Origin of the sequence: Streptomyces sp. NRRL S-495 (assembly GCF_000966955.1) — a bacterium.
Lineage (GTDB): Bacteria > Actinomycetota > Actinomycetes > Streptomycetales > Streptomycetaceae > Kitasatospora > Kitasatospora purpeofusca.
Genome location: NZ_JZWY01000513.1, coordinates 1 through 11179, shown reverse-complemented (window position 1 = coordinate 11179; position 11179 = coordinate 1). Strand labels below are relative to the sequence as shown.

Annotated in this window: 10 protein-coding genes and 3 pseudogenes; 6 read left to right on the top strand and 7 right to left on the bottom strand. The window is 74.2% G+C overall.

Translation table 11 applies throughout. The features are described 5' to 3' along the window. The 3 genes and pseudogenes from VR45_RS25540 to VR45_RS25530 all read right to left on the bottom strand — a co-directional run. Positions 1-367, bottom strand: a 367-nt coding sequence (locus VR45_RS25540; protein ID WP_045942179.1) for a pyridoxal-phosphate dependent enzyme, incomplete at its 3' end; no start/stop codon positions are given. Continuing rightward, a pseudogene (locus VR45_RS25535) lies at positions 364-1184 on the bottom strand (DUF364 domain-containing protein). The gene VR45_RS25540 and the pseudogene VR45_RS25535, both read right to left, overlap by 4 nt. A gap of 98 nt (positions 1185-1282) precedes the next feature. After that, positions 1283-2656: an ATP-grasp domain-containing protein gene (locus VR45_RS25530; RefSeq protein WP_078896821.1), complete on the bottom strand. Its 1374-nt coding sequence runs from the start codon at positions 2654-2656 to the stop codon at positions 1283-1285. Between the two features lie 168 nt (positions 2657-2824). Between VR45_RS25530 and VR45_RS25525 the strand changes: the two genes are divergently transcribed. The 4 genes from VR45_RS25525 to VR45_RS25510 all read left to right on the top strand — a co-directional run bounded on the left by VR45_RS25525 (position 2825) and on the right by VR45_RS25510 (position 6902). After that, complete coding sequence (locus tag VR45_RS25525; RefSeq protein ID WP_045942178.1) at positions 2825-3436, top strand: GNAT family N-acetyltransferase; 612 nt, start codon at positions 2825-2827, stop codon at positions 3434-3436. 210 nt (positions 3437-3646) lie between these two features. Next, on the top strand, positions 3647-4312 hold the full coding sequence (locus tag VR45_RS25520; RefSeq protein ID WP_045942177.1) for a TetR/AcrR family transcriptional regulator: 666 nt from the start codon (positions 3647-3649) through the stop codon (positions 4310-4312). A gap of 99 nt (positions 4313-4411) precedes the next feature. Continuing rightward, positions 4412-5944 (top strand): MFS transporter, encoded by a 1533-nt coding sequence (locus VR45_RS25515; RefSeq protein WP_045942176.1) that lies wholly within the window; start codon positions 4412-4414, stop codon positions 5942-5944. 517 nt (positions 5945-6461) lie between these two features. Continuing rightward, the gene (locus VR45_RS25510; protein ID WP_063772544.1) at positions 6462-6902 is read left to right on the top strand and encodes a PPOX class F420-dependent oxidoreductase; all 441 of its coding nucleotides are present in this window, start codon (positions 6462-6464) and stop codon (positions 6900-6902) included. A 225-nt stretch (positions 6903-7127) separates the two neighbouring features. Here VR45_RS25510 and VR45_RS25505 read toward each other — a convergent pair whose 3' ends face one another. Then, on the bottom strand, positions 7128-7397 hold the full coding sequence (locus tag VR45_RS25505; RefSeq protein ID WP_045942175.1) for a DUF1876 domain-containing protein: 270 nt from the start codon (positions 7395-7397) through the stop codon (positions 7128-7130). 192 nt (positions 7398-7589) lie between these two features. Here VR45_RS25505 and VR45_RS25500 point away from each other — a divergent pair, with 192 nt between their 5' ends. Together VR45_RS25500 and VR45_RS44450 are read left to right on the top strand one after the other, a co-directional pair. Next, a complete protein-coding gene (locus VR45_RS25500) occupies positions 7590-8507 on the top strand; it encodes a YndJ family protein (protein ID WP_078896823.1) in 918 nt (305 codons plus the stop codon). Further along, positions 8504-8929, top strand: a pseudogene (locus VR45_RS44450) (DUF1990 domain-containing protein); the annotation flags it as partial. The gene VR45_RS25500 and the pseudogene VR45_RS44450, both read left to right, overlap by 4 nt. Before the next feature lie 411 nt (positions 8930-9340). Here the strand turns inward: VR45_RS44450 and VR45_RS47985 are convergent. The 3 genes and pseudogenes from VR45_RS47985 to VR45_RS25485 all read right to left on the bottom strand — a co-directional run. Then, complete coding sequence (locus VR45_RS47985) at positions 9341-10051, bottom strand: zf-HC2 domain-containing protein (protein ID WP_052709365.1); 711 nt, start codon at positions 10049-10051, stop codon at positions 9341-9343. Next, positions 10048-10608 carry a sigma-70 family RNA polymerase sigma factor gene (locus tag VR45_RS25490; protein WP_045942181.1) on the bottom strand — a complete coding sequence of 187 codons (561 nt, stop codon included), beginning with the start codon at positions 10606-10608 and terminating at the stop codon, positions 10048-10050. Before VR45_RS25490 ends, VR45_RS47985 begins: the two co-directional genes overlap by 4 nt. A 64-nt stretch (positions 10609-10672) precedes the next feature. Beyond that, positions 10673-11179 (bottom strand): annotated as a pseudogene (locus VR45_RS25485) (hypothetical protein); the annotation flags it as partial.

The window sequence follows — 11179 nt, the reverse complement described above, 5'->3', positions numbered from 1 at the left end:
GTTCCAGCCTGGCCCCGTAGGCGCGCAGCAACTGCCGCATGGACGTTTCGAGTTCGCTGTCGCCGACCAGCACGACCGGGTGCCCGAGAGCCTGCCCGGCGAAGGCCAGACCGACCCCCATGGTGCCCGAGGTGGACTCCACCACCGTGGCGCCGGGGCGGAGTTCACCGCGTGCGTGGGCACCGCGCAGCATGGCGACGGCCGAGCGGGCCTTCATGCCGCCCGCGCCCAGCCCCTCCAGCTTGGCCCAGAAGCCGGGGTGCGGGTGCGGCAGTGGGGTGGTGATCCGGGCCAGCGGGGTGCCGCCGAGCAGCGGCAGCAGGTCCGGATTGCCCAGCGCCGCACCGGGGTCGAGCAGGGCGGTCACCGCGACGCACCCCCTCGGCCCGCCCGGCCGCCGTAGAGGTGGAGCACGGTGGGGCCGCCGTCGAGCCAGAAAAAGGGGTAGGGCTCGGCGCTGACGGCGGTCACCCCGTCCCCCAGCAGCCGGGGCAGCACCGCGCTGCCGGTCTGGGCGAACAGCACCAGGGGCTTGCCGGTGGTGCGGGCGTGCGCGAGCAGCGGATCGAGCGAGCCGTTGCCCAGGGTCATGCCGGAGGCGAGCACGGCGTCGCAGGCGTCGAGGTGGGCGAGGGCGTCGGTGCGCACCGGCTCGTCCCACTCGGTCGCGCCGCCCTTGAGGTCGCACGGGACGTACCCGATTCCGCGCGAACGGAGCTGCTCCAGCAGCGAGTTGACGACACCGACGACCAGCACCCGGCGGACGTCGGCGAGCGGCAGCAGCCCCACCCCAGCCCCACCACAGCGGCGGCGCGGGCGCGGGACTTCGCCAGCGAGGAGCCCGCCGGCAACGGGACCGGGCGGGCACCCTCGGCCGGTCCGTGCGGGCGGCAGTGGCCCAGGTAGGCGTCCAGCGCGGCGACCCGGACGGCGGCGCGGGGATGGTCGAGCAGCTCGTCGACGGTGGCGCCGACGCAGTCGGTGAGGGTGTCGGCGGGGAGTTCGCCCGGTTCGACGGCGCAGGAGCCGACGGCGGCGCCGAGCCGCAGGCTGAGCACCTCGTTGCGGTAGCCGCGGGCGCGGCCGTCGTGCCGGACGGCCTGGGCGGTGGTGAAGGCGAGCGCGATCCGCAGGGAGGCCGGGTCGGGCCCGTACGCCCCCGTACGGGCCCGCCCGGTGATCAGGTCGAGCGCGAAGGTACCGGCGCTCGGGGGGACACCGGCGCCCGCGGTGGCGAGGGTGCCGGTGGTGGCGAGGGTGTCGGTGGTGGCGACGGGGGCGCTCATGCGGGCACCCCGGCGGATACGGCCCCGAGGGCGCCGACGTCCTCGACGCCCTCGACAGCGTCCTCGACGGAGTCCTCGATGGCGTCCTCGACGACCGCTTCGGCCCCTGCGGCCGCCGTGAGGCGCGGGGTGAGCCCGGCCAGCAGCCGCTCGGCGGCGCCGCGCGCTCCGGCCCCGCCGCTGTCGGCGGTCATGACGTGCCCGAGGTACTCGTTGTTGCTGGTCGCCGGCCGGACCTCGCGGCCCGCCCCGGCGAGCGCGAGTTCGACCACGGCCGGGTCGCGCCGCACCGCCTCCTCGCCGTCGAAGCCGTCCAGCAGTCCGGCCTGCCCGCCCTCGGGGACGAGGAAGGCGATCGCCGCGCTGGTGACCCCGGTCGGGTGGACGTCCAGGTCGGGCCGGCGGCCGAGGGCCACGTCGACGGCGGCGGCCGCCAGGTCGACCCCGGTGACCCGCCGGACCAGCTCGGTGATCCGGTTCCCGGCCGGTCGCGGGTTGACCTCGACCACGCGGGGCCCGGCCGGGGTCAGCTTGATCTCGGTGTGCGCGACGACCTGGTCGAGCCCGAGCGCGGCCAGTGCGGCGAGGGCCGTGTCGGCGGCGGCCCTGGCCTCGACCGGATCCAGGGCGGCCGGGAACATGTGCCCGGTCTCGACGAACGCGGGCGCCCCGCCGATGCTCTTGTCGGTGATCCCGACGACGTGCGCGGCGCCGCCCGCCGAGACCGTCTCGACGCTGACCTCGGGCCCGGTGAGCAGTTCCTCCAGCAGCACCACCGGCTCCCGGCGCTGGCCGCGCGCATTGGCCGGGAACGCCTCCAGGGCCCGGACCGCCACCAGGAGTTCGGTCTCGTCGACGACCTCCCGGACGAACATCCCGGCGCACAGGTCGACCGGCTTGACCACCAGCGGGTAGCCGATCGCCCGGGCGGCGACCCGCGCCTGCTCGCGGTCGGCGCAGAGCGCGTACGCGGGCCCCGGGACGCCGGCCTCGGCGAGCACCCGGCGGGTGAGGTCCTTGCGGCAGGCGGCCGCGACCGCGCCGGGGTCGGCCCCGGGCAGGCCGAGCCGGTGGGCCACCCGGGCGACCTGGGGGAGGTAGTAGTCGCAGGAGGAGAGCACCCCGTCGAAGCCGAGCAGCCCGTGCAGCCGTTCGGCGTACGGGAGCAGTACGGCCGCGTCATTGGTGTCGACGGTGAGGATGTTCTCCGCCGCGAGCAGCGGGTGCGGGCCGTCGACGGGGGCGGCGCGCAGGTAGTGGTGCAGGTCGCGGGTGAGGAAGGTGAAGCGGTGGCCGCTCTCCCCCAGCGCCCTCGGCAGCAACCTGCTCATGGAGCCGACCCAGCTCTCGATCACCAGCAGATGCGCCACGGTTCTCCCCTTCGACGGACTCGACGATCGGCGGACAGGCAGGACCGTAACGGGATTCGTTTTCATTTTCAACACGCCGGACCGCGCGTCCGCCAACGCGTCAGATGAAAGTGGTTTTCATGTACTCTGACCACCACCCTCCCGCCCCACCTCCGGTCGGAGTATCTGATGCAGCGTCAACTCCCTTATGTGATCCGCCATGCCCTGCCGCAGGACGTACCCGGGGCGCGCCGTTTGATCCTCGACACCTTCTACCGCGAGTTCGGCTACGGCTACGTGCCCGACTGGCACGCCGATGTGGTCGACCTCCAGGGGCACTACCTGGACCACCCCCGGCACGCCCTGCTGGTCGCCGTCCACGGCGAGGAGGTGGTCGCCACCACCGCACTGCACTCCACCGGACCGGTCCACCCGCCGCACCCGCGCGAGGTCGCCGAGCGCTACCCCTCGGGGACCACCGCCCAGCTGGTCCGGGTGTACGTCCGGGCGGAGCACCGGCGGCACGGCCTGGCCCGCGAACTCGTCCACCGCGCCCGCGCGTTCGCCGCCGCGGAGGGCGGCTACCGGCGGCTCTACCTGCACACCAACACGGAGATCCCGGGCGCCGAGCCGTTCTGGCGCAGCCTCGCCGAGGAGGTCCACGACGCCCGCCCGAGCGGCGAGCACGGCCCCGGCGTGGCCACCGTCCACTTCGAGATCCCGCTGCACCGACCCGCCCGCACCGGGCCGGGCGCCGACCCCCGAGTCACCGCCGGGCCGGCCCGGGCCTCGGTCGGGTGACCTCTCCGGAGCACCCGTGGCGTCAGCACGGCCGGCGATGGCGGCGCGGCCGATGGTGACGGTGACGGGACACCCGAAGCACGGACCGTAGTGTGACCCAGGTCACACAGAAGCGTGAAATTTCCGGGGAGCGATTCCCCGTTTAGCCCTTCGTAGGACTAAGCGGGGAGTTTCTCCCCGGAACTTGTAAGCTTCGGGAGGAGCAAAGCCGTGAGCACCGCCGCCACCCGGCCGACACCGACCACGGAACCGGCCCGCACGCCCCGACTGCGTGCGGACGCCAGCCGTAACCGTGAGCGGATCGTGCTGGCGGCCCGGGACGCGTTCGTCGAGCACGGCGCCGAGGCGCCGCTGGACGAAATTGCCAAGCGGGCAGGCGTCGGAAACGCTACGCTCTACCGGAACTTCCCCACTAGGGCGGCACTGATCCGCGAGGTGGCCCTGCTCGTCAAGAACCGCATCGTGGCGATCGCCGAGCGGGCCGCCACCGAGGCTGCCGGCCCGTTCGACGCCCTGGAGCGGTTCGCCCACGAGACGGTCGACGAGAAGGTCGGCGCGCTCTGCCCGATGCTCACCAACCGGGTCGACCTGAACGATCCGGACCTGGCGGAGGCACGCGAGCGCCTGATGGCGGTCGTCGGCGATCTGCTGGAGCGAGCGAAGGCGGCGGGCGAGATCCGTCCGGACGTCGCCCACGGTGACCTGTTCATCGCGCTCAGCCAGCTGACCCGCCCGTTGCCGGGCACCTCGTGCCACATCCTGGAGGGATTCGTCCACCGGCACCTGCAACTGTTCCTGGACGGCATGCGGGCGCCCGCCCGTTCGACACTGCCCGGCCGGGCCGCGACCTTCGAGGACTTCCACGGCGACCACTGATCCGACGCGTCCGCCGCTGTTCTTCTCCCCTTAACCCGTTGTCCCTTGCACTGCCCCGCACGTCTTCCGCACACCTCGCACCGTGAAGTGAGTACCGCCATGTCAAAAACCGATGCCCTGCCCGCCGTTCAGCCTGATCCAAGGCGCTGGAAGGCCCTGATATTCATCGGCCTCGCGCAGCTGATGGTCGTCCTGGACGCCACCATCGTGAACATCGCGCTGCCGTCCGCCCAGAAGGACCTCGGCATCACCGACGGCAACCGCCAGTGGGTGATCACCGCGTACGCGCTGGCCTTCGGCGGGCTGCTGCTGTTCGGTGGCCGGGTGGCCGACCTGTGGGGGCGCAAGCGCACCTTCATCGTCGGTCTGACCGGCTTCGCGCTGGCCTCCGCGCTCGGCGGCGCCGCCGCCAACACCGCGATGCTGCTCGGCGCCCGCGCCCTCCAGGGTGTCTTCGGCGCCCTGCTCGCCCCGGCCGCGCTCTCGCTGCTGGCGGTCATGTTCACCGAGGCCAAGGAGCGCGCCAAGGCGTTCGGCATCTACGGCGCGATCGCCGGTGGTGGCGGTGCGATCGGTCTGATCCTCGGCGGCCTGCTCACCGAGTACATGAACTGGCGCTGGACCTTCTTCGTCAACATCCCGTTCGCCGTGGTCGCCGCCGTCGGCGCCGTCATGGTGATCCGCGAGCCCGCCGAGGGCCGCAACCGCAACCGGCTCGACGTGCCCGGCGTGCTGCTGGTCACCACCGGCCTGGTCGCGCTGGTCTACGGCTTCACCCGGGCCGAGTCGGACGGCTGGAGCTCGGGCGTGACGATCGGCCTGTTCATCGGCGCCGCCCTGCTGCTGGCCGCGTTCGTCCTGGTCGAGAGCAAGGTCAAGGCGCCGCTGCTGCCGCTGCGCGTCGTGCTGGACCGCAACCGCGGCGGGGTCTACCTGTCGCTGGGCCTGGCCGTGATCGGCATGTTCGGTCTCTTCCTCTTCCTGACCTACTACCTGCAGATCGTGCTCAACTACAGCCCGGTGCTGACCGGCGTGGCCTTCCTGCCGATGGTGGCGGGCATGATCACCGGCTCCACCCAGATCGGCGCCCGCCTGATGACCCGCGTCCCGGCGCGGTACCTGATGGCGCCCGGCTTCCTGCTGGCCGCGGTCGGCATGCTGATCCTGACCCAGATCGACCTGGACACCTCCTACCCGGCGCTGATCCTGCCCGGTCTGGTCCTGATGGGCCTCGGCATGGGCACCGCGTTCATGCCGGCGATGAGCCTCGCCACGCACGGCGTCCAGCCGCGCGACGCGGGCGTGGCCTCCGCCATGGTCAACACCTCGCAGCAGGTCGGCGGCGCCATCGGCACCGCGCTGCTGAACACCATCGCGGCCAGCGCCACCACCACCTGGCTGGCGGCCCACGCGGGCGAGGCCACCAACCCGGCCGCCGCGAAGGCGGTGCAGTTCGGGGGCATGGTGCACGGCTTCTCGACCGCGATCTGGTGGTCCTTCGGGATCCTGGCCCTGGCGGCCGTGCTGGCCTTCGTCCTGATCAACGCCGGTCGCCCCGGGACGGGCGGCGCCGGCGAGGGCTCGGGCGCGGGTGCGGTGGACGCCAACGAGGTGCCGGTGCTGGTGCACTGACCCTCGCGGGGTAACGCGACGGTGCGAGGCGGCCCGTCCGGTGTCTTCAGGACACCGGGCGGGCCGCTCGCCGTTTCGGGGGGTGGCCGCTTATTCGGGGGGTGGTCGTTTCCGGGGGGCGCCGCTTTTCGGGGGGCGGTCGTTTCGGGGGTGGTCGGCACTGCCCGGGTTCTGCCGGTCACCCGGCGGCATCGCCCACGCCTACGCCGTCCGGGTGGGATTCCCCGGCGCACACCCCCGCTCGCGCCCGCGGAACCGCACCGGTTCACCGTTTTCGAGCGGTCCCGAGCCCTCGAAACGGCGGCCGCCCTGGACGACAATGGAGTGGCCCACCCGGCCGGGGTCCTTGACCGGACCCGTGCCAGCCTGTCCCGTGGGTCGTACGGCGGGGCACCCGGACCGCCGGGCCCACCGCGGAGCACCGCACCGCCTGCGAGCAGCACGCCCCTGTGGAGCGCCACGGGAGCACCGGTCGCCCCGACCGCGACCGCCCGCCGGACCGGAGAGGGAGGACACCGTGCACGACCGTACCGACCAGCTCGCCGACAGCAGATACCTCCTGCTCACCTCCTACGGCGAGGACGGCCGCCAGGTCCACTCGCAGAGCTGGGTCGTCGCCGACGGCACGGCGCTCGGCATCTGGACCCCCGCCCACTCCGGCGAGGCCGAACGGATCCGCCGCCACCCCAAGGTGCTGGTCGGCCCCTGCGACGCGCACGGCCGCCCGACCGGGGCGCAGCTCCCGGCCCGTGCCGCCGTCTGCGACCAGGACGCCACCGCCCGCTACCGCGCGTCGCTGATCAACAAGTACGGCCTGTCGGCCTTCGTGGCCCTGGCCCGCAGCCGGATGCGGCTCGGGCTGGCCGGGACGGTCGGGATCCGGATCACGCTCAACGAGCTGGAGCAGCGGCTGATCGGGCCCGAGTGGCAGGTGCCGACCACGTACTGCCCGAACTGACGCCCCACGGGGCCGGCGAGGGCGAGGCGGGTCAGGCGAGGCCATTCTCCGGGGCGCGGGCGAGGTCCCCCGGCTCGCAGGCCTCCTCGCCGGTCCCGGCGTGCACCACCTTGACCGCGCGGCCCGGCCCGCCCGGCACCACCCGCTGCTCCTTCCCGCACCTCGGACAGATCAGCGGGATGCGCGACCGGTGGGAGGTCGGGCTCGTGGCTCCCTCCGACGGCGTCACGACAGCGGGTGGGTCGGGATCGGGCTGACCTGCTGGATCTCACCGTGGGCCTTGGTGAGCAACTGCGAGGCGAGGTCGTTGAGTGCCCGTGCGGCGGCGATCTCCTCGCCGACCCTGAGCTGTTCCGGATCCGACGGGTGACGGCTGGTGTAGCCGTGCGCGCGCAGCTCCGATCCGTCGCCCAGCCGCAGCAGGGCGGCGGCCGCCGTTCGCGGCCCCTCCTCGCGGAACTCCATCTCGATGTGCCAACCGACAAGAGTCTGCATGGCGGATCACCTCCGGCGGTCGCTCCTGGTCCGGTCACCCCTCCTACTCCTCCAGGGTGCGCCGTACCCCTCGGGAACACCAGGGCAGGCGGCGCCGGCTGCCCGGAAACTGGAACTTGAACACGTTCAATGCCCCGCGTAGAGTCGGCGCGCAAGGGAAGTTTGAACGCGTTCAAGGAGATCCGGGCCACCATGGGCAGAGGCACCACCGAACTGGTCGACCTGCTGGTCCTGCTCGGCATGGGCGCGGTGGTCCCGCTCGGCCTCGCACTCATCGACGAACCGGGACTCGCCCGGCTGCGCCGCCTCTGGCCGCTCGCCGCCGTCCCCGGCGCACTCTCGCTGTGGCTGCCACGAGGCCCGCTCGCCACCGGCGCCGCCGCCTGCTACGCCCTCGGCACCCTCGCCGTCGCCGCCCACGCCCCGCTCCGGCTGGCCCGCACCCGCTCCCTCGCCCCGGCCGAGATCGCCGTCCTCACCGCGCTGGCCATGCCCTCGGTCGCCGGACTCGCCCTGGTCGCGGAGCGCGCCGGGTACGAGCTGTTCGGCTTCGACCTCGACATCCTCGCCCTGACCGTCCCGCACTTCCACTACGCCGGATTCACCGCCGCCCTCGTCGCCGGACTCGTCTGCCGTGCCGTCCCCGGCCGCCCCGCCGCCCGGTGGGCCGCGCTCAGTGTCCCGACCGGGACCCTGCTGGTGCTCGGCGGCTACTTCGTCGGGGACTGGGCCGAACTCGTCGGCGCCGCCGTCCTCACCGTCGGCATGTGGCTGGTCGGCCTGCTCACCTGGCGCGACCTGCGGCCCCGGGCCGAGGACCGGAGCGGCGCTCCCCGGTTCACCGGCACGCCCGTGCTGCTCGGCGTCTCGGCGGCCGTCCTCGCCGTCACCATGCTGCTCGCGCTGTGGTGGGCCCTCGGCGAAGCCTCCGGCATCCCCCATCCCACCCTCGGCTGGATGGCCGCCACCCACGGCGTCGGCAACGCGCTCGGCTTCGCGCTCTGCTCGCTGCTCGCCTGGCGCCGCCTGGCCCTCGCCCCGACCCCGCCGATCCCGCCGATCTCGCCGATCTCACCGATCTCACCGATCCCGCAGGAGACCCTCCGATGAACGCCGCCGCACCGCTGGACGACCTCAACTACCCCGAGGTCGGCGCCAGCACCCGCCTCGACGCCCCACTCCCCGGCGGCTACAACCACCTCCGCCACCGCGCCCTGCTCGGCCACGGCCGCGCCGCCCTCGACGCCGCCGGGACCGCCGTGCTGGGCTGGCGGATGCACCGGGCGGCCGGCGTCCGGATCACCACCGACGCCGAGCGGGCCGCGCGCGGCGTCGCGGTCCAGTGCGCCATCGGCATCGGCCCGCTCCGGGCCGGCGCCCCGTGCCGGGTGGTCTGGAGCACCACCGACGGGGAGCGCGACCGCTACGGCTTCACCTACGGCACCCGCCGAGGGCACCTCGCGGTGGGCGAGGAAACCTTCGTCGTGGAACTGGAGCCGGACGGGGCGGTCTGGTTCACCGTGAACGCCTTCAGCCGCCCGCAACGCTGGTACGCCCGCCTCGCCGGCCCCCTCCTCCCCCTCGCCCAACACCCCCCTCGCCCAACCCCTCTTCGCCCGCCGCTGCGCCCGCGCCCTCACCCACCTCGCCACCCGGGCGACCCGGTAGGCCGAGGAGTGGGAAGTCGGCGACGTCGACTTCCCACTCCACACCGATCACCGTCCCAGCGCACACCGAGCAGGGCAGCGGCATCGCGCGCCGTTGACGAGGAGCGGGAGTGGGAAGTCGGCCTCACCGACTTCCCACCGGAGGCAAGCCGAAGCCCCAGGAAGGGGACGAGCGCCGGGTGGGTGCAGGAAGTCGGCGGGGCGACCTCCCGCGCGGGTGGGCGAAGGCGCGCAGGAAGTCGGCGGGGGGCGACTTCCTGTGGCGGGGGGTGGAGGTCAGGGGGCGTGAGTGGGGATGGTGAGGAGGAGGGTGTCGGTGTCGAGGGTGCGGATTTCGAAGCGGTCGATGGTGGTGGGTGGGAGGGCGGTGCCGCCGGTGGTGTGGAGGGCGGCGGTGGTGTAGCCGGTGGCGGGGACGCTCCAGGTGGTCACCGTCTGCCGGTCGCCCGCGGCGGAGACGGCGACCAGGTCGCAGGTGAGCGGGCCGGGGACGCCGGAGAGTTCGAGGGTGACCCGGCTGCCCCAGGGTGCGGCGTCGACGCCGACGACGGCGTGGGCGCCGGTCGCGGGGTCCGTCGCGGTGAAGTGGTGGGCGGCGGCCGTGGCGACCACCGCGGGCGGGGAGTCGGCGGTGATGACGGCGGCGGTCACCGCGGGTCCGGCCAGTGCTACGACGGCGGCCGCGACGACCAGTGCCAGCCGCCGGACCCGGCTCCGGCGGCGGACCGCCCCGGCCTCCGCCACCAGCCGGTCGAGCAGCGCCGGGTCCGGCTCCGGCAGCGGGTCGGCCGGGTCGCCGTCGGCCGCGTACTCGGCCAGCAGGGTTCCGACGGGGGTGAGTTCGGCCAGTTGCCGGGCGCACTGCGGACAGCCGGCGGCCAGATGGGCGTCGAAGGCGGCGCGTTCGGCCGGGTCCAGTACGCCGAGGACGTAGCCGGCGACGTCGAGGTGCACGGACGGTTCGTGGCCGGGCTCGTGCGGTGTCACGGTGTCACGCCCCGTTCCTCCAGCGCGAGCCTGAGCGCGCGCAGCGCGTAGTACAGCCGCGAGCGCACGGTGCCTGCGGGGATGCCGAGTTCGGCGGCCGCTTCGGTGGCGGTCAGGCCCTTGAAGTAGGTCTCCACGACGACCTCCCGGTGCGCGGGCGAGAGGTCGCCGAGGGCGTCGGCGACCGTCATCATCCGCAGTGCGCGGTCGAGTTCGTCCGCGGCGGGCAGCAACTCCAGTGGCGCCGCGTCCACTTCGCGCGGTCGGGCGAGCGCGGCGCGGTGTCCGTCGATGACGATCCGCCGCGCGACGGTGGCGAGCCAGGGGCGCAGCGACGCGGTCGCCGGGTCGAGCCGGTGGAGGTTGCGCCAGGCCCGCAGCAGGGTCTCCTGCACGACGTCCTCGGCGCGTTGGCGGTCCCCGGCGACGAGGTGGAGCACGAAGCCCAGCAGGGGCCCGGCGTGCTCGCGGTAGAGGGCGCGCATCAGCTCCTCGTCCGGTGCCGACGCGCTCCGCGCGGCCGGGCGGCCGCCACCGGGAGGCTCCTCGGTCACCATCACATCCTTGCGCACCCGTGCCTCCGGGTCGAGTGTGGGCGGCGGCCCGTCGGGCCCGTCGGGCTCAGTAACCGGAGCCGCCCGAGCCGGCGGCGGCCCGGTCGCCGGCGGGGGTCACCGCGAACCAGACGCCCTGAACGCCCTGGCCCTTGGTGTCGCCGGGGTTCCGGTCGGGGGCGTAGCGGTAGAGCGGCCAGCCGGCGAGGGTGAGCTGCTTGCTGCCGTCGGCCCGGGTGACGGTGCCGACGAGTTTCGCGTCGACGCCGTTGACGGTGACCGCCGTGCCGTCGGCCGGGGCCGCGGCCGGGGGCCAGAGCGCGGCGCAGTCGCCGGCGCAGGTGGCGGTGGGCGGTGTGGCGCTGTCCTTGTCGAAGCGGTAGAGGGTGAAGCCCGCGCTGTCGGTGACGACGGTGCCGAGCCGGGCGTCGGTCGTGGTCCGCAGGGTGGCGGCGGACATTCCCGGTACGGCGGGGGCGGAGGAGGACGCGGGCGGGCTGGCGGGCGGCGAGCCGCCGGAGGAGGCGGACGAGCCGCAGCCCGCGACGAGGGCGGCGGCGGCCAGCCCGGCGGC